This is a genomic window from Oceaniferula marina (genome assembly GCF_013391475.1).
In the GTDB taxonomy this organism is placed as follows: Bacteria; Verrucomicrobiota; Verrucomicrobiia; order Verrucomicrobiales; family Akkermansiaceae; genus Oceaniferula; species Oceaniferula marina.
Genome location: NZ_JACBAZ010000007.1, coordinates 125,231 through 143,710 on the forward strand (window position 1 = coordinate 125,231; position 18,480 = coordinate 143,710).

At 51.9% G+C, this 18,480-nt stretch carries 11 protein-coding genes; 7 read left to right on the plus strand and 4 right to left on the minus strand.

Going from position 1 to position 18,480, the window contains the following annotated elements; translation table 11 throughout:
- Positions 1-62: 62 nt before the first annotated feature.
- Together HW115_RS15480 and HW115_RS15485 are read left to right on the plus strand one after the other, a co-directional pair.
- Entirely contained in the window at positions 63-1,550 is a 1,488-nt protein-coding gene (locus tag HW115_RS15480) for a tetratricopeptide repeat-containing sulfotransferase family protein (RefSeq protein WP_178933853.1), read from the plus strand.
- A gap of 171 nt (positions 1,551-1,721) precedes the next feature.
- Positions 1,722-4,490, plus strand: coding sequence for a bifunctional aconitate hydratase 2/2-methylisocitrate dehydratase (locus HW115_RS15485; RefSeq protein WP_178933854.1), 2,769 nt, complete (start codon positions 1,722-1,724; stop codon positions 4,488-4,490).
- A 147-nt stretch (positions 4,491-4,637) separates the two neighbouring features.
- On the opposite strand, the gene HW115_RS15490 is transcribed toward HW115_RS15485, so the two are convergent.
- Together HW115_RS15490 and HW115_RS15495 are read right to left on the minus strand one after the other, a co-directional pair.
- Positions 4,638-5,063 (minus strand): hypothetical protein, encoded by a 426-nt coding sequence (locus HW115_RS15490; RefSeq protein WP_178933855.1) that lies wholly within the window; start codon positions 5,061-5,063, stop codon positions 4,638-4,640.
- Between the two features lie 171 nt (positions 5,064-5,234).
- Positions 5,235-5,507 (minus strand): hypothetical protein, encoded by a 273-nt coding sequence (locus tag HW115_RS15495; RefSeq protein WP_178933856.1) that lies wholly within the window; start codon positions 5,505-5,507, stop codon positions 5,235-5,237.
- Here HW115_RS15495 and HW115_RS15500 point away from each other — a divergent pair.
- The gene (locus tag HW115_RS15500; RefSeq protein ID WP_178933857.1) at positions 5,506-6,660 is read left to right on the plus strand and encodes a DUF3179 domain-containing (seleno)protein; all 1,155 of its coding nucleotides are present in this window, start codon (positions 5,506-5,508) and stop codon (positions 6,658-6,660) included. The genes HW115_RS15495 and HW115_RS15500 overlap by 2 nt on opposite strands.
- A gap of 18 nt (positions 6,661-6,678) precedes the next feature.
- Here the strand turns inward: HW115_RS15500 and HW115_RS15505 are convergent, their stop codons facing one another.
- The gene (locus HW115_RS15505) at positions 6,679-8,484 is read right to left on the minus strand and encodes an esterase/lipase family protein (RefSeq protein ID WP_178933858.1); all 1,806 of its coding nucleotides are present in this window, start codon (positions 8,482-8,484) and stop codon (positions 6,679-6,681) included.
- 283 nt (positions 8,485-8,767) lie between these two features.
- On the opposite strand from HW115_RS15505, the gene HW115_RS15510 reads away from it, so the two are divergent.
- Positions 8,768-11,116 carry a hypothetical protein gene (locus HW115_RS15510; protein WP_178933859.1) on the plus strand — a complete coding sequence of 783 codons (2,349 nt, stop codon included), beginning with the start codon at positions 8,768-8,770 and terminating at the stop codon, positions 11,114-11,116.
- Positions 11,117-11,143: 27 nt separating this feature from the next.
- The gene (locus tag HW115_RS15515; protein ID WP_178933860.1) at positions 11,144-13,825 is read left to right on the plus strand and encodes a LuxR C-terminal-related transcriptional regulator; all 2,682 of its coding nucleotides are present in this window, start codon (positions 11,144-11,146) and stop codon (positions 13,823-13,825) included.
- Between the two features lie 85 nt (positions 13,826-13,910).
- On the opposite strand, the gene HW115_RS15520 is transcribed toward HW115_RS15515, so the two are convergent.
- Positions 13,911-16,235, minus strand: a complete 2,325-nt coding sequence (locus HW115_RS15520; protein ID WP_178933861.1) for a GH92 family glycosyl hydrolase — start codon at positions 16,233-16,235, stop codon at positions 13,911-13,913.
- Between the two features lie 206 nt (positions 16,236-16,441).
- On the opposite strand from HW115_RS15520, the gene HW115_RS15525 reads away from it, so the two are divergent.
- Both HW115_RS15525 and HW115_RS15530 read left to right on the plus strand, forming a co-directional pair.
- Positions 16,442-16,654, plus strand: a complete 213-nt coding sequence (locus HW115_RS15525) for a hypothetical protein (RefSeq protein WP_178933862.1) — start codon at positions 16,442-16,444, stop codon at positions 16,652-16,654.
- Between the two features lie 238 nt (positions 16,655-16,892).
- Entirely contained in the window at positions 16,893-18,422 is a 1,530-nt protein-coding gene (locus HW115_RS15530; RefSeq protein ID WP_178933863.1) for a DUF1254 domain-containing protein, read from the plus strand.
- Positions 18,423-18,480 lie beyond the last annotated feature (58 nt).

Below are 18,480 nucleotides of genomic sequence, written 5' to 3' on the forward strand. Positions count from 1 at the left end.
GGCTGAGCTTGCTGCGAGGTCTTTTGGGTTTTCATCTTTGGTTTATAGGCATAAGGTGACGCATGGTCAAACCATCCCAAGTACTACAGCGACAAATCGAGAAGGCTGTGTTGCTCGCGCAGCAGGGGCGTTTTGATATTGCTATACCTCGTTATGTGAAGCTCATCAAGCGCTTGCCTGATGATCCAGAGTTGCGTCTTCAATTGGCCAATGCGCTTGGTTTGTCTGGTCGACGGGCCGAGGCTCATCATCAACACGAGGTCCTTCGTGCGGCACTTGGGGCCAAACCTGAGCTGGAGGTGCGAATTGGTCGCGATTTGTTCCAGTGGCAAGATTATGAAGGGGCTCTGAATGTGTGGGATAGGCTATATTCAGTTGAGTCAAATTGGATGAGTGAGGCTTTTTATCACCGGATCCGCACGTCTGAAAGGCTGGGTCGGATTTCCGAAGCTCGCATGGCACTTGAAGAAGCTCAAATGGCGAAGGTTGTTGGCTCCGGATGGGGGTGGGATTGGCTCGCAGGTCGACTCGCTGAGCGTGAAGGGAAGCTGGATGAAGCCGAAAGCTATTATCGTTCTGGTCTTGATAAAGCTGGTGAAAATGAGAAGGCTGGTTGCCGATGTTCATTAGCCCGTTTGGCTTTGCGAAAATGTGACGGAGCATCGCTGAGCGCTGAAATTAAGAGCCTTCAGACTTTGAGAGGAGCTGAGGCTGCAGAAATTCGTAAACTTTTCCCGTTGTCTAACGATCCTGCAGTGATGCCGCAAGCTCTTGATGCGGCCCCAGATATGCCGAATCTCATTGTTCTTGTCGGTTTTCCCCGTGCGGGAACTACGCTATTGGCTCGTCTTCTGGCTGAGCGGTTTGGTATACCGGTTTCAGAAGAATATCCCTACCTTGAGCAGTTGATCAATCGCTGGGGTCAACCCGGTCGCCAGTTTCCGGATCCTGAGACATTGGCCCATAAAAATGTTCGATTACGGGGCAAGGCCATAGAGTCCTACTGGCAGGCACAGCGAGAAACGTTGAAAAATGATTTCGCTGCAGGTGATTATTTAATAGACAAAAATCCATCACAGGCGGGTTTACTACCGTGGTTGGTCGGGCTGATTCCAGGGTTACAGGTGATCTGGTGTGAACGCGATCCAAGGGATCTCTGGCTCAGTTCAGTGACTTTGGATGTGCCCGTAAATCCTGTGAGCTGTTGGTGGCAGGATCCTACTCATTTTGCTTCTTGGGTTAGAAGCCAACATGCTCTTTCCGAGAAGTTGCAAGAACATCTCGAACCCAGTCGCTTCCAACGTGTTGATTATGCGGAACTCGTTGATGCTCCTGTGCGCGTACTGGAGAGGTTGGAAAGCACGATGAAATTACCCCGAAGTGATAAAACGATAAAACTCGAATCGCCACGCTCTCCTAGTTATGCTGAAGCGGTTGAGCCTCCTCACAAGCGTGCATTCGGTCGCTGGCCGAAACTTGTCTCTGACCTTGATCCTAGCTCGGTTGCTATCATGGAGGGAGTGGCTATTGATCTTGGGTTTACTGGTTGAGCTCGGAATGCTCGGGGGGTGAAGGTCGGGGCGGATTGAGGATTCGCCGATCTGTGCCAGCGATACTACGATTCCCAAGTGGCATATGAGGTTGGGGCATGTGGACATATAATGAGGACACAGAAACTTCTTGAAATTTTAAGGCCGAAGTGGAGACTCCCCCGCGTAATAATGAGCTTGTATTCAGACTATTTAAAAGAAATTGAGGATCGTAAAGGCCAGGGACTGCATCCTAAGCCTATCGACGGTGGAGAGCTTTTGAGTGAAATCATCAGCCAGGTCAAAGACGTGGACCATGCTCACCGCAAAGAGTCTCTCAACTTCCTTATCTACAATACCTTACCCGGCACCACAAGCGCTGCTGGAGTGAAGGCTGCGTTTTTAAAGGAAATCATCCTGGGAGAATCCGTGGTTGAAGAAATTGCGCCGGCATTTGCCTTTGAGCTGCTCTCACATATGAAAGGTGGGCCATCGATTGAGGTTCTCCTCGATTTGGCGCTTGGTGACGATGCTGCGATTGCCCAGCAGGCAGTGGAGGTGCTTAAAACCCAAGTGTTCCTCTATGATGCCGACACGGATCGACTCGAGGCCGCATTCAAAGCCGGCAGCCCGATTGCCAAAGAAATTTTCGAAAGCTACGCGAAGGCCGAATTCTTCACCAAGCTCCCTGAAATTCAGGAGGAGATCAAGGTGGTCACCTACATCGCAGGGGAAGGGGATATCTCAACGGACTTGCTTTCTCCCGGTGGGGAGGCTCACTCCCGTTCTGACCGTGAGCTTCACGGAAAGTGCCTGATTTCTTCTGAAGCACAGCAGGAAATATCCGCACTCCAGGCGAAACACCCGGAAGCCCGCGTGATGCTGATCGCGGAAAAGGGAACAATGGGTGTGGGGTCCTCCCGGATGTCCGGAATCAACAATGTGGCACTGTGGGCCGGCCATCAGGCGAGTCCATACGTGCCATTCGTTAATATCGCTCCGGTCGTCGCCGGAACCAATGGGATTTCTCCTATTTTCCTTACGACCGTCAGTGTGACCGGCGGTATCGGTATTGACCTGAAAAACTGGGTGAAAAAGAAGGATGCAGAGGGCAAGGTGGTGCTGGATGCTGACGGCGAGCCCGTGCTTGAAGAAGCCTACTCGGTGGCAACCGGAACGGTCCTGACCATCAACACGCAGAAGAAAAAACTCTATAATGGTGAGCAGGAGCTGGTGGACGTGTCCTCCGCATTCACACCGCAGAAGGTCGAATTCATGAAGGCCGGTGGCTCTTATGCCATCGTCTTCGGTAAAAAACTGCAGACGTTTGCCGCCAAGGTGCTGGGAATCGAAGCTCCTCAGGTCTATGCCTCTCCCAAGGAGATTTCCCATGAGGGCCAGGGGCTCACGGCCGTTGAAAAGATTTTCAACCGCAATGCTGTGGGGGTGACCAGCAAAGAAGATCTCCTCGCAGGCTCAGACGTCCGGGTCGAGGTCAACATTGTTGGCTCTCAGGACACCACTGGTCTGATGACTTCTCAGGAATTGGAAGCGATGGCGGCCACCGTGATTTCTCCCATCGTTGACGGGGCCTACCAATCCGGCTGTCATACGGCTTCGGTTTGGGATAAAAAAGCCCAGGCGAACATTCCGCGTTTGATGAGCTTCATGCACAAGTTTGGCTTGATCACCGCCCGTGACCCGAAAGGGGAGTATCACGCGATGACCGATGTGATTCACAAGGTGCTCAACGATCTTACCGTGGACGACTGGGATATCATCATCGGAGGGGATTCCCACACCCGGATGTCCAAGGGGGTTGCCTTTGGTGCGGACTCCGGAACCGTGGCCCTCGCTCTCGCAACCGGAGAAGCCACGATGCCGATCCCCGAGTCTGTGAAGGTTTCCTTTAAAGGGGAGATGAAAGATCACATGGACTTCCGTGATGTGGTGCATGCGACGCAGCTGCAGATGCTGGAGCAGTTCGGTGAGAATGTTTTCCAAGGGCGCATCATTGAGGTGCACATCGGAACTCTCCTCGCCGATCAGGCATTCACCTTTACCGATTGGACGGCTGAGATGAAGGCAAAGGCCTCAATCTGTATTTCCCAGGACGAGACTCTGATCCAATCGCTGGAAATTGCCAAGAGCCGCATCCAGATCATGATCGATAAGGGGATGGATAACGAGAAGCAGGTGCTGCAGGGGCTGATTGACAAGGCGAACAAACGCATTGCCGAAATCCGCTCCGGTGAGAAACCACCACTCGCCCCGGATGCCAATGCCAAGTATTCTGCTGAGCTTGTTGTGGATCTCGATGTCATCAACCAGCCGATGATTGCAGATCCCGATGTGCATAACGAAGATGTTTCCAAGCGTTATACGCACGATACCATTCGCGATCTCGATTTCTACGGCGGTAAGAAGGCCGTCGACCTTGGTTTCGTAGGTTCCTGCATGGTGCATAAGGGTGATATGAAGATTCTCGCTCAAATGCTCAAGAATCTCGAAGCGCAGCAGGGGGATGTGAAGTTTAATGCGCCTCTCGTGGTGGCCGCTCCAACGTACAATATCATTGATGAACTCAAGGCTGAAGGCGACTGGGACATTCTCCAGAAGTATTCCGGGTTCGAGTTCGACGATGAGGCTCCGAAAAACGAGGCGCGGACCGAGTATGAGAACATGATGTATCTCGAGCGCCCTGGATGTAACCTCTGCATGGGCAACCAGGAAAAGGCCGCAAAGGGTGATACCGTCATGGCAACATCCACACGTCTTTTCCAAGGGCGCGTGGTCGCTGACTCCGACCGCAAGAAGGGCGAGTCTCTTCTTGGTTCCACGCCACTTGTGGTCCTCTCCGCCATCCTTGGCCGTATCCCTACCATCGAAGAATACAAGGCTGCGGTTGAGGGGATTAATCTCACGACCTTTGCTCCACCACTCAAGGAGCTCAGCGCCTGATTTCTTAAAGCAATAAAAACGCTTTCATCAGTGCGGCTCGCTTGCGGGTCGCACTTTTTTTGTGTGCGTCCGGTAGGGCGCACCGACCTGCGGCGAGCATAAAAGAGTCAAACTTGTAAGTCTGACAGCCCCACTGGGAGAATGGTATTACGCCTCTTCTTCTTCGAGTTCGTCTTCGATGAAGGCTTCGAGAAGTTCGGGGACTTCCCAGAGTTCGGAGTGAAGTTCCTCCTCGATTTCCGAGAGGTGAGAGGATTCGACTTCCGTGAACTGGCTGGTTTCGACCGCTTTCCTTCGACACCATTGACTGGAATTGAAGACGTCCACAATCTGAGCTGCTCCGATCAGGTCGAAAGACTTGATGACCTGATCTTGATTGATCGGGCTACTCCAAAATTCTTGAAGTCCTTCTTGCTCGACGAAACCGACCGTGTCAACGACGTCGATGACTGCTTGTTCGTTTCGGGAGAGAGGGCGCTCTTGGGAGGCGTTTTCAAGGGTATCGACGAGAATTTCAATAGCGTCGCTGAATTCAGTGGCGGACGTGAGTCCTCTGTCATCTCTGGCTTCCATGATATATAGATTCGTGTAGAAGGGTTGCTAGCCAAGGGCGGGTATTTTTGTCAACCCGTTCCCTGAAAAAAAGTGCAGTTTGTGAACTCCAGAGCACATTCAGGCGAAACCGTCAGCATGATGGCCATCTGGAATGGGGATTTTTCAAAGCGGATGGCGTGAATGGGGTTCTTATCCCAACTCAAAGTTATACCCGTTACTTTTCATCATTGGCATTAGAGGTGCCCGTAAGCGATAGGTTTTGGGCAAACCTTGATCTTTGAAAATTAAAAATCCTGACAATCCTGTCAGCGCCGCAGGCATCACCGAGATCATCTCCCTAATGTAGGAGCCCTGCGGGGGGGGAATGAACTTGCGGGTCTGGGTTCGAAATGGCAGTATGGCGTCAGCTGCTTTTTTACGATCTGCCCTGCGGCTGTTATGGACGTCAAGAAATCCCGCCATGAAATCTTCAGTTAAATATTTTATCATCCTCGCATCATTTACGGCGGTCTACTCGATCTTCAGCATGTTGCTGATGAGTGACATTGGTCAGTTCTTCGCCATGCCGAAGTCATGGATCATTGCCTACTACGAACATGCATTTTTGTTGGGGTTGGTGAATGTGATACTTTTGCTTGGGTTGTGGTATCTGCATTTGGTGCGCAAAGTCGGACGCCTGTGGGTCATGCTTGTTGCCACCGTGGGGGTATTGCTTTGTATTTTTGCGGCTAACATGATGAACACCCTGTTGTTTCCAACCAAACAACATACCGCGACTTATGTATCCGTCACCGAGGCCGATCGCGTATTGGCGGATGAACAGGTGATCTATGTGTTGGAAATCAATGGAGAAGTGCGTGGTTACCCTCAAGATCATTTGGAGTTGCCGCATGTAGCGGGTGGGGATTTTGGAGGTCAAGAGGTTGTGATGACTTACTGTGGTCTGAGTAACTTACCTGTCGCCATGAATCAGGATTTGGGGTCGGGTGAATCCGATCTTAGGGTGATGGCTCAGGTTCATAACAATCTTATTTTAAAAGACAATGAAACCGGAGAGCTTGTTCAACAAATTACAGCAACCACTGAGTTTGGTGATAAGCAGCTGGAAGTGTATCCGAATACGATGATGACTTGGAAGAGTTTCAAGCAGCTTTACCCGGAGGCTGAAGTCTTTGTCTATTCGTTTGATCGAATGCTTGATCCCATTTTCCGTTGGTTCTTTGCCGCTACGCTTGAGATCCAAAACGACCGAAGCAAAGGGGCTGCTTTTCCTACCGTGTCGCTTGATGACGACCGGTTAAACCCAAAAGAAGCGGTGTGGGGTTACCGTGCTGGTGATCGGCAAATTGCATTCACCAAGGAGTTTGCCAAACAGCATCCAGTCTATCCATTTGAATTTCAAGGTGAGCCTCTCGTGCTTACCTATGATAAAACGCATGACATTATCACCTTGTTCTCCAGGTTGAAAGACGGCGAGGAGCTGGACTTTCATTCGATTGATTTCAGAGGGCAGACCGATTCGGGCAAATTGGATCAAAAGCCATTGTATAATGGCGTCTACTGGATGGTCTGGACGCATTGGTTCCCTGATACCCAGTTGAATGATCAGGAGTGACCGGTCTACCGTGAAGCTCTACCGCCGTTGTTTGAGGTGCAGGTGAAGGATGCGGGAGAGCTCTTCATGCGTTTGGGGGTGCAAATGCGCTTCGTGGTTTTTGGGGACAATTTTTTCGGACGCGGCGCCATCGAGATGGGAACTCCAGTAAGGAACAACACCGTCTGAGCTTTCGGCCAGGGGTTGGTTTTTGCCACGGTTACCGATGATGGAATGGTAGCTGACGCTTGAATTGAATGGCTGCTTGATCAACAGCTCCAGGGCGGGGTTGTCTGGTTTGAGCTGAGTGACGGAGTTGGATGGTCCTTGGTTGATGATGGAGCGCCCGAGGTTGGTCATACTTGCCGCGGTGTCGTTGATCTGTAGGCTGAAGATACTTTGGGGAAGTTCGATCAGTGCAGATCCGATTTTGCCAATCCAGTTGCTGGCGAGTTCGCTGCCGCGGTGGGGTGTTGCGATGAACACAACGCGTTCAACCTGGTGGAGCGTTGGGTTGTCGAAGAGCACCTTGACCTTGGAATAGGCGGATTCAGAGTCTTGCTGTGATGGCGTTTTTTCAAAGATTTGGTTGAAAAGTTCCTGACTAAAGGTGCGGCTTTGGACGGATGATAGTAGCCCCCCCATACTGTGTCCAACGAGGACGGTTCGATTGAGTTTGGGGTTCTGTTCGTGTGCATGGCTCTGGTAAAACTTTAAGAGGTCTTTCCTGAAGTTGGCCCCCGAAATAATAGGCGGGTAGCTCGTCGGGTAGAAGTAATAGAGGAGTTGATAGTTTTTTCGTAATACGGGGTCTGAAGCCAGATGGTTGGTCATGGTGGTCCAGGTTGAGGGTTGGGATATCAGTCCGTGAGTGAGGATGACCGGGATCTTGTCGGGATCGTAGGGCCCCAGGGAAAAGAGGCCGGTTTTGATTTGGTAGTCTTCCGGGGATACCGCTATTTTGAGTCCTAAGTGACCGGACTGAGTGGAGGCTATCGCCGCAACCGGGGCTGAAAAGTCAGCAGCAAGGATTCGTTTTTGTCCGGTGATGCGAGATGTTTCGGCTTTGAGTAGATTGGTTAGGGTGAGCCTTGCCTGTCCGGGTGATGGGAAGTCGACGATGGCATTGATGGGCATATCCATGCCGTTGGGGGGGATGAGAGGTGTGGTTTTCTGTCGAAAGGGTGTTTGTTCTCGGTGGGCGACAAGTGCCGCTCCGAGGCCGGGGCGTTTATGATGGTATTGCCCGACCCGGCCGTAGGTATGGGTGTCGAGGGGGTGGATTTGATCGAAAAACGAAGGATGATAGGTATGTGGCGAGCTGGTGTTGAGGGCAATGGTCCGACCGCTTACTTCGATGCGCTTACGATGGTCCTGAGGTGTGATGTGGAGTTGGGTGATTCGGGCGATTTGGCCGGTGGCATGGGTATAGAGTTCATTGGCCAAGGTGATGCGTTTGTCCGATTCGGTGTGAGGTGGTGTGCTCGGGCTGTTTTTGATGATGGGCCAGAGGGCTTCAGCGGCATCCAGGTAGTGAGGCATGGCAGCCCCAGGTGATGGTTGGTGTCGTTTTTTGGTTTTGGCAATCGCCTGTTCGGCAACGGCGATTCTTTCGCTGATCGATTCCGGAGATTGGGCATTGCGTTGTTTCATCGAGCGCAATCCTTCGCGGGATGTCGATGAGATCCATGCGCGGTTGAGGATGGATGCCTGAGAGTCTTGGTAGCTGCTGTGTAGTGCTTGTTGTTTGAAGTAGGGTGACGACGAACATGCGCAAAGAACCAAGGATGCCAGCATGAGGGCGCCGAGGTAAGCAAGGGGGGAGGTGTTTCGGGGATGGGTCATGATGGGTGAGTTGTCGCAGTTGAAAGGAGGGCGTTAGGCCCGGGACATGCCTCGTTCATTGAGCCGGTTTTGCGGCGTCTGAATGGCATACCTTGCTTTTAACAAGAGTCCCTGACTCGGGCAAGGAGCGAAATGTGTTTCTTGTCACGCCACGCACAACAGCACTGGCTGGAAACAGATGTTGACCTGATTGTTGAATGTCCCTAGGGTTAAGCAAGATACTCAAAAAGCTATGAAAATGATTCTATCCCCAATAAAGTTCCTGTTGTGCTCCTGTTTCTGTTTGGCGCAGCTTTCTGAAATGGTATCCGCTGAGGATACTCAAGCTTGGCCGCGGAGTTATGAGCTCGGTAAGGATGAAGTGGCCTTTTACCAGCCCCAGATACTGGAGTGGGATGAGTTCAGAAAATTGGAGGCCAGCGTGGCGATCGCGGTGAAGCTCGACGGCCAGGAGCCTACATTTGGGGCGATGACCGTTTCGGCGTCCACGGTAGTGGATCAAGATAAGAACAGCGTCAGGATCGGAGCCCGGACATTGGGGGATATCAAGTTTCCCGAACTTGAACCCGCTGACGCAACAAAAGCCAAGACCTTGGTGACATCGGTGATGACCCCTGACCGCTTATTGGATGTTCCTCTTGATTCGATGCTGGCCGCAATGAACCGGGCTGATAGCATGACAGATGAAACCAATGTGAATCTGGATCCTCCACCTATTTTCTATAGTGACAGCCTGTCGATCTTGGTGACCTTCTTTGGCGAACCCGAGTTGAAGCCTGTGATTCAGGATGATACTTCTCTGCTTTTTGCCGTGAACACCAACTGGGATGTTCTTTTTGATACAGCTTCTTCGAAGTATTATTTACTGGCCGAAACCCAATGGGTCATGAGCTCGGATGTGAAGGCCGGTCCATGGGAACCCGCTAAGAGTCTTCCGGATTCGTTTAAGAAAATCCCGAACGACGAAAACTGGTCCGATGTCACCTCCCGTTTGGGCCTGCTCGGAGGGGCGGCTCAAGCACCGCGGGTTTTTGTTTCCGATCAGCCCGCGGAGTTGATTCAGACGCAAGGGGCTCCCCAGATGTCGCCGGTGTCGGGAACCCGGCTGATGTATGTGACCAACACCGAGGACGATTTGTTTTTTCTGCCGGCACAAAAAAATTACTATTATCTGACGGCTGGCCGTTGGTTTGCAGCGTTGGACTTGAATGGCCCTTGGACGGCTGCGAGTTTGAACCTTCCGGAAGACTTTCAAAAGATCCCCGAGGATCATGTAAAAGCCTATGTCCGCGTATCAGTTCCCGGCACGCCCGAGGCGGATGAAGCAATCATTCTGGCCTCCATTCCGGATACCGCAACGGTGAACCGCGAGTCGGCCACTGTGGAAGTGATCTACGATGGCGAACCGAAGTTTGAGCCTGTGCCAGGGGCTGATGGTGTGAAGTTTGCCGTGAATACGGAGTTTGATGTCTTTATGGTCGGGGATGCTTACTATTGCTGTTATCAGGGGGTCTGGTTTGAGGCGAAAAGTCCGACGGGGCCCTGGGTGGTATGTGACAAGGTCCCTGCTGCGATTTATTCCATTCCTCCGGAGAGTCCCAAGCATAACGTGACCTATGTCCAAGTCTATGAATCGACGCCTTCCACTGTGGTGGTAGGGTCGACATCCGGCTATTCCGGATCCTATGTTGCCCGTGGCCTGCTTGTTTTTGGTTTGGGATACTGGTTAGGCCATTCGCACCGGCACGACCACGTTCATCATTACCATTATTACCGGAAACCCTACTGGTATGGATACGGTCATGGTTGTCACTATCGCTATGGTTCCGGGTATGTAGCTCGTGGCGGTTATCGTTATGGACCCTATGGTGGTGCTGGCTACGCTGCGGCTTATAACCCGCGCACCGGAACCTATGCCCGGGGTGGTTATGCGTATGGACCGCGTGGAGCGGCCGCTGGTAAGGCTGCTTACAATCCGTGGACCGGCAAGGGGGCCGCCAGAGGGGGAGTAAAAACTCCGTATGGTTCCTGGGGTCGTTCTGCAGTGGTGAGAGATGACGACTGGGCCCGCTCCGCCCACCGATCGAATTGGAAGGGTTCAGTGCGTGGTGTTCAGACATCTGAGGGAGGAGGCGCTGTCCGGGTGAATCGTAAATACGGCAAAGATGGTTTCATCGGCAAGACCGGCAACGGGGATGTCTATACGGGCCGGGACGGCAATCTTTACCGCAAGACGGATGATGGTTGGGAAAAACGTCAGAATGGTGGTTGGCAGAGTGCTCCCGAACCGAATCGGGCGGCTCGAACTTCCCAGACCGGAAACCGCCAACCGCAGACTCGGCCAACAACACGACCAAGTACGAACCCAACAACCCGTCCAAGTACAAATCCGACAACTCGTCCAAGCACGAATCCCAATGATAGGACGCGCCCATCGACAACGCCCCAACGCAGTGGATATACCAATCGTCAGAATACGCCGTCGCAACTAAACCGGGATGCCTACTCCCGTCAGAGAAGTCATACTCAAAGTTCTAAAGCCAGATCAAGTAATCGGGGGAGTTCTAATCGTTCCAGTGGATCAAGTCGATCCAGCCGCGGAGGCGGCCGATCCGGTGGTAGCAGACGCTAAGGAGCGTGCAGAATCCTTATTGAGGCGATGAATGATTTCATTTTGCGGACGAAGTTGATTCGTCCTGTAATAGATAACGATGCTCTCGAGCGGCCCAAGTTGCTTGAGCGCCTTGATCTCGGGCTTGACCGCGCGCTGACGTTGGTGTCAGCACCGGCGGGGTTCGGGAAAAGCACGCTGATCAGTCAGTGGGTGGGGTCGCTTGACGATTCGTGGAACGCTTGCTGGTACTCGGTGGATCCGTCGGATGACAATCTGCGCGAGTTTTTGCTCTATGTAGTGACCGCTATTCGGGAACATGAGCCGGATGCCTGTCCTCAGTCGATGGAGCTGGTTCAAGCGGCCGATTTGCCAGAGGCCTCGCTGGTGGCCCGTGTCTTTATCAATGAGGCTCTGGATTTAAAGAAGAAGATTCTCTTTGTGCTCGATGATTTTCATCGTCTCAGCGATCCGTCGATCCATCACTTTCTGACGACTCTTTTGTCGTATCCTCCCCCTAACTTTCATTGGGTGATTTTGGCTCGTCGCGACCCGGCCTTGGCTTTGAGTAAAATGCGGATGCTGGGAAACATCCAGGAGATCAGGATGGATGATCTTCGGTTTTCGCGGGAGGACATCCAGGCATTTTTATCAACGGCCGTGGATGGCGAGCTTTCCGATGACCTGATTGCTGTGGCGGAGGAGAAAATGAACGGCTGGGCCGTTGCGATGCAGTTGATGGTGGTGTCTCTGAAGAACCGAGGAGGGGGGGCTGCTGTGCAATGGCCATCTCTACCAGCGGAAGTAAGTGAACACCTGATCGAGGAAATCTTTACGGATGTTTCTACAAGTTTCCGTGAGATTGTCATACGCATGGCCTTGTTTGACCGGTTCTGTCAGGGGCTGAGCCAAGCTGTGATGCCTGAGGCGAAGGTGAGTGATTTTTATGCCTGGCTAAAGACCACGAATATGTTTGTGGTCAATCCGGCTCAGCGTGACGGTGAGGATGGATGGTTTTGCTTTCATCCGTTTTTTCGGGAGGCTTTACTCAAGTTTTTGAAGGTGGCCGTGCCTGATGAGGAAATCAAGATGATGCACCAGCGGGCTGCCGAATGGTTTGATTGTCAGGGCCTGGTTCAGGAATCGATTGCCGAGGCGTTACTGTCTGGCAATGCGATATTAGCAGGAGAGATCGTGGAGAACCATTTGCAGCGGCCTGAATGGCAGGGGGATTATTTTTTACGTGATCGTTGGTTGGCTGAATTGCCGCTTGAAGTGGTCGATCAAAGTGCTGTGCTGATGATTGCGGCGGCATGGAAAAAATACCGGGCCAACACCGATTGGATTTCAGCGGTGAAGAAGGCCGAGCTTGCTGCAGGGAAGGGGACGATGAATGAGAAGTCGGCCCGTTGGGTTCAGGCGAATCTGGCTTGTTTACGCTGTGCCTACCATTATACGAAGCGGGAGTTTCAGGAGGCGATCGATGCCGGCACCAGTGCCCTGTCGAGCTTGTCCCCTGAGCAGACACACTTGAGGGCGGTTACCGTCGGGATGCTTTCCCTTTCGTTCCGTAGTCATGGTGAAAACGCAGCGGCACTTCGGGTGATCAATGAAGGGCGTGAGTTATGCCAGTCTGACCCCGCGGCGATCGGAGTGATCTTGATTGCGGACTCACATCGTTACTTGATGTCGATGGATATGTCTGGCTTGTTGTCCAGTGCGACCCATTGTCTGGAGCATTGCGAAAAGCACGACTTGTTATCGATTGCTGATGTGGCGCGGGTTCTGGCTGGGTTTGCCTGTTACCAGCTGAACGATTTGCAGCAAGCTGAACGTCATCTTGCCCGCACCGATCTTGAATTGGCCCGGATGGATTATCGGAATGTGATTTGGACCCAGTGTTATCTCGTGCTCACCTATGCTGCCCAAGATCGTTGGCGGGACGCGGACGCGCTCGTTTCTCAGTTGCTCAATGATGTCAGAAGTCAGCCCAACCCGCTGTTTCTGGATCTTGTTGAATCGATCCAGGCCGAGCTGGCGCTTCGGCGGGGGCGTGTCTCCAAGGCTCAGCGATGGCTGGAGCAATGTGAGGCTCCTGTGTGTGAAGCCAAGGTTGTGAATCTGACGCCTGTGGCCGGCTATGTCCGAGTGCTTTTGAGTCAGGATTCCAAAGAGAGCCGAGATCAAGCAAAATCGATGATGGATGTGCTACTGAAAGATGCAGAAGCGGCACGTCTTACCGAGTCCCAGGTTCAGTGCTTGATCATGAAGTCTCTTTGGCACGCTCATGAGGGGAATCAGAACGAAGCCCGGATGTATCTGGGGGAGGCTGTATGCATGGCTCAACACGGGGGAGCATTGCGAGTATTTGTTGATTTTGGAGTGGAGCTGATTCCTTTACTGCAGAAATTGAAGTTGGGAACCGAAGGCGTGGAGTATATCGGAAATATCGTCAGGGCGATGAATCCGCCGGTCAAAGATGAGCCAGTAGTGGATTCAGCTCGGATACAGTCCACGGTGCATATGCCCCTGATGGAGTCGCTTTCGAAGCGGGAGTTTGAAGTGCTTCTCCTGCTGGCCAAACACTGCAGCAACAATGATATTTCCGATCAGCTGTTTATCTCGCTAGGCACCGTGAAGCGTCATGTTAGTAATATCTATCAAAAACTGGCAGTGCACGGTCGGAAGGAGGCCGTGGCCAAGGCACTTGGGTTGGGCTTGATTAAGTAGTGCGCTTGGAAGAGTTAGTGATTTTTCACTAAAAGATAGAAATACGAGGATCGTTGTTTTTGTTGCTTTGATTGTTGCTGTGCAGCTATCTTTGTTGACTGCTCAGTGATGGTGGTCGTTTCTCTTTCTGTGAAGCCCAGGATTGATTGGGTTTGGGCCCCATCGTGAACTCCAGCCTCCCGCCACTGGTGATTTCTTCGTGGGTCAGCCACGCCCGGTTGATGGCTTTGCCATTCAAGCTCAGCGATTGAACATACATATTTTTGGCCGAGTTATTGTGGGCTAGGATAACGAGTTCTTTCCCACGGTGGTATTTCGGGTTGAGTCGAACCGTTATTTTATCAAACAGGGGACTCCCGACGATGTAGATCCCGGACACCGGGTCAACCGGGTGGAAGCCCATCGCGCTGAGCAGATACCAGGCCGACATTTGGCCGACGTCTTCATTGCCACAGAGTCCTTTGACATCGGCAAAGTAGGCATTTTTCATAATCGTGCGAACCCACTTCTGGGTCAGCCATGGACGGTCGCCATACGGAAACATGTAGGCAACGTGGTGCACCGGTTCATTGGCGTGGTTGTAGTAATGGTTCCAGCCCGTGAATTGGCCTTCGGATTTGTCAAAGAACGGAATTAAATGGTCGAGAAACTTCTCCGTTCCTCCCATCAAATTGATCAAGCCCTGAACATCATGGGGGACATACCACCCCTGCTGGTAGGGATTGGATTCCACGCAGCCTGTGCCTTTGAGCAGACCCTGCCATTGATGCCAGGAGCCGTCTGCTTTTTTCGCCCGCATATTACCTACCGATGAATCATAGACCTTGCGGTAGTTCATGGCCGATTGGTAGAGGGCCTTGGCATCCTCAGTTTTGCCAAGCCCCTCGGCCATGACGGCAAGGCTGTAGTTGGCATAGGTCAACTCAAGTGTTCTAGAAATACAATTGGGAACATAGCCATACTCATTAAACTCCTGTCGCCCACTTCCATTACCCGAGGTGAAGACTGTTTTTCGACAAGCTTCGTAGGCTCGTTCAAGATCGTAATCGCGGATGCCTTTTTGATAAGCCTCGGCAATCACCGTAACCGCAGGGTCTCCAACCATACACCCACTGTAGGCATTGAGCATTTCCCATCGCGGTAAATAACCTTTGCCACTGAGCTCGGCCAGTTGAATCAGAGAGTTGACTTGATCGTTGACGATGTCCGGGCGAACAATCGTCAGGAAGGGGAATTGGCTGCGAAAAACATCCCATCCACTGAACAGAGTTCGATACGTGAACTTGTCAACTCGGTGGACTTGCTTGTCCGCTCCGATATACGACCCGTCAACATCGGAAACACCACGTGGATCTATGAATGAGTGATAGAGGCAGGTGGCAAAAACTGTTTTTTCGTCTTCCGTGCCTCCTTCGATGGCAACGCCGTCAATGGCGTTACTCCATAGTGCACGGGCTTGCTGGCGGACCGTTTCAAAGTCCCAACCGGGAATGTCATGTTGCAGGTTCGCTTTAGCCCCCTCGACACTGGTAAACGAGATGCCGACTTTCATTAGGACCTGTTCCCCTTTGCTCGTTGGAAACTCCAGATAGAATCCGCTGTTTTTTCCTGTGTGTTTACGCGTGCCCGGCATCACCTTGTCCCACTCCCATACTCCGAACTGGGTGATCGGCTTGCTGAATTGCGCATAGAAATGAACGGTGTAGTTGACCAAGCCTTTTCCCTTACCCCAACCACCATCCTTGTTTGAGCATTGCATGTAGCCTTGGATCGTGCGCTCATCTACCACTTCAACATGTTGGGTGCTGTGATGTTTGCGCACCTCTTTCATCCCGATCCGGCGTGCCAGATCAATCTGGATTCGACTGGTTTGAGCTTCAGGGTAGGTGAAACGAATCATGCCTGCACGTGGGGCTGCAGTGAGTTCGGTTCGAATTCCGTATCGCTTCAAATTCACCGAGTAGTATCCAGCCTTGGCAATCTCCTCATCGTGACTGTATTTCGATTTTGCTGGATGTCTCATATCCGGCCACTTTCCAGTCCGCATCCATTGCCGTTCACCAGTGGTCGGCATGACTTGAAAATTTCCCAGGTCACCATACCAACCGATTCCACTCATGTGAGTGAAACTAAAGCCTTCGATGCTGGTGTGATGGGTTGAATATCCTGAGCCGTGGTCACCCCCAGTGATGGTGTCGGGGCTGAGCTGAACCAATCCGAATGGAGTGCATGGTCCGGGGAAGGTTTTTCCCAGTCCGTGGCTTCCCTTTTCCTTTTTGGTGTAGCAGCCGATCATCGGATCGATGTAGTCGACCAGTTGTTTTCCAGCTGCGTAACAGTCGACTGGAAGGATGGATATTGCCGCCACGGCCGTGCAGAGGAGCAAAGTTGGTAGTTTTATGTGTTTCATATCGTGCTTATGGCTCAAACTACCTGCTTATACGTTGCCAAGCTTACAAATTAGTGAGAAATACGTAAATTACACCCTTTTTTACACCCTTGGGATACATGTGGATCCGGGGGAGTGGTGGTAATTTTAAATCGTCCTGAGGGAAGCAATCATTCCCCGGGCCATTACTACAAACTAAACAACCAAACATTAGAAAAATAAGAACTATGAAAACTACCACAAAAAGTATCGTCGTCGGCCTCTTCGTCCTTTCCTCTTGCTCGCTCTATGGAGACACCATCGGACAGCAGAATCGTGACCACCGACAGGATCATCGCCAAGAGCACCGAGGTGATCGACAAGATAACCGGGGTGAACACCAGGACAACCGTCAGGATCATCGCGATAATCGTCAGGACAGTCGCCGTGATCGTTGGTAGATCATATTTTATCCAATTGCATTTTTTCTATTCTATCAATTATTATTTGACTAACTAATATCTAATTTCTAGCGGGTATGAGAAATCTCTGCATTTCAAACCATGTTGGTCAATGCTCTTTCTATGCTCCGACCTGTATGGCAAGATTATTTCAACGAGTTCTTGCACCGATCTTATATCGTGCTAATGCTAGTGATTAGTTCTCATTATCCGCAATAACCCAATCCAATAAACTACAATGAAACGACAATCCATTCATTCGATTTGCCTCTTGTCACTAGGGGCGCTCGGTGCCTTTTGCACAACGGCGACAGCCGAGGAAAAATTCAAATACACTACGGAGATTCCTCAGGGGATTGTGACTCCGGACAAAGTTGAAACCTCCATTGGAGAACTCAATTTCACCGACGGTGTTCCCTCCCGCGAGACGGCGGACAAGGTCTATGACTACATGGACACCGCTCGTGCGGCAGATGCATTCCTCAAGGGTATGCCGGCAGCGTCTTTGGCCGCCATTATCGACGGTAATCATTCGCTAGGCGCTGTCGAGGCTAACCAAGTGGTTCTCTTCGACAAGCTGATGGATTCCAAGTCCCTGTATTTGACCGCAAACACGGCGACCATTTATGTGTTCCCTGATCTGGACCTGAAACGCGACGGACCAACCGTCGTTGAAGCACCCAAGGGGCTGCTAGGTGCGGCTAATGACGGCTTCTTCCGTTATGTTGAGAACATCACTGGCGGTAAGTATCTGTTCCTGCCACCTGGTTACGAGGGCGATGTCCCTGAGGGTTATACGGTGCTACGACCCAAGACCAACCGCTTGTGGGTCCTCCTGCGCAAAACTCCCAAGAGCAAGGCTCCGGAAGATGTGGCGGCAGCTACTCAGTCCATCCGTGACAATCTCAAAGTCTACAAATTGGCGGATGCTGCAAACCCTCCGAAGATGGAGTGGATCAGTGGTACCGGAAAAGCCTACAACACCATCCACTACAATAACGCTGAGTTTTACGATCACATGCACAAGATCATTCAGTACGAAACACTCGGCCTGATGACCCCGGAAATTCGCGGTCTGTTTGCTTCATTGGGCATCGAGAAGGGCAAACCTTTCAAGCCTGACGACAGGATGAAAAAAATCCTTGCGGACGGCGTGGCCATCGGCAATGCCCAGGCCCGAGCCATCGTCTGGTATCCTCGAATCGGTATGAACATGTCTGGCGTGCAGGTCTACCCCGATACCGGCAGTGCCTGGAACATGGGCTACCCTGAGCGTAATGTGCACTTCAGTGGCAAGAATGGAGTTACCATGAACACCGATGCCCGAGTGAGTTTCCACTACCCCTACACCGGTGTCACCCCAGCCATGGCGACCCCCCGCGAGGGCAAGGGCTCTGACTACGGTATCGCCTACCTTGACGGCGACAAGAAACCCTTCGATGGAAGTAAGACCTATAAGATTTCTTTGCCAAAGGATGCACCAAGCGCTAATTTCTGGGCCGTGACCATCTACGACACCCAGACCCGCTCGATGCTCCAGACCGACCAAGAGGCATGCGGTATCGATAGCCTCCAGGACGGTTTGCGCTACAACAAGGACGGCTCGATCGATCTCTATTTCGCCCCCAAGCCACCTCCTGGCTATGAGAAGAATTGGATACAGACCATCCCGGGCAAGAGTTGGTTCACCATCCTGCGGATGTATAGTCCAACCAAGGCTTGGATTGACCAAACATGGAGACCTAGCGAAATCATCAAGACAAACTAACTAATTAAGCAGTCGGCTGCGTGGGAGATACCCGCGCAGCCGGTTTTCCGCCTTTCTA

What these genes read in the sequence shown, in the direction of transcription:
- HW115_RS15520 (WP_178933861.1), bottom strand. Translation starts at nt 16,235, where the DNA reads ATGAAACACATAAAACTACCAACTTTGCTCCTCTGCACGGCCGTGGCG.
- HW115_RS15530 (WP_178933863.1), top strand. Translation starts at nt 16,893, where the DNA reads ATGAAACGACAATCCATTCATTCGATTTGCCTCTTGTCACTAGGGGCG.
- HW115_RS15490 (WP_178933855.1), bottom strand. Translation starts at nt 5,063, where the DNA reads ATGGAAGCCAGAGATGACAGAGGACTCACGTCCGCCACTGAATTCAGC.
- HW115_RS15525 (WP_178933862.1), top strand. Translation starts at nt 16,442, where the DNA reads ATGAAAACTACCACAAAAAGTATCGTCGTCGGCCTCTTCGTCCTTTCC.
- HW115_RS15485 (WP_178933854.1), top strand. Translation starts at nt 1,722, where the DNA reads ATGAGCTTGTATTCAGACTATTTAAAAGAAATTGAGGATCGTAAAGGC.
- HW115_RS15495 (WP_178933856.1), bottom strand. Translation starts at nt 5,507, where the DNA reads ATGGCGGGATTTCTTGACGTCCATAACAGCCGCAGGGCAGATCGTAAA.
- HW115_RS15515 (WP_178933860.1), top strand. Translation starts at nt 11,144, where the DNA reads ATGAATGATTTCATTTTGCGGACGAAGTTGATTCGTCCTGTAATAGAT.
- HW115_RS15500 (WP_178933857.1), top strand. Translation starts at nt 5,506, where the DNA reads ATGAAATCTTCAGTTAAATATTTTATCATCCTCGCATCATTTACGGCG.
- HW115_RS15505 (WP_178933858.1), bottom strand. Translation starts at nt 8,484, where the DNA reads ATGACCCATCCCCGAAACACCTCCCCCCTTGCTTACCTCGGCGCCCTC.
- HW115_RS15480 (WP_178933853.1), top strand. Translation starts at nt 63, where the DNA reads ATGGTCAAACCATCCCAAGTACTACAGCGACAAATCGAGAAGGCTGTG.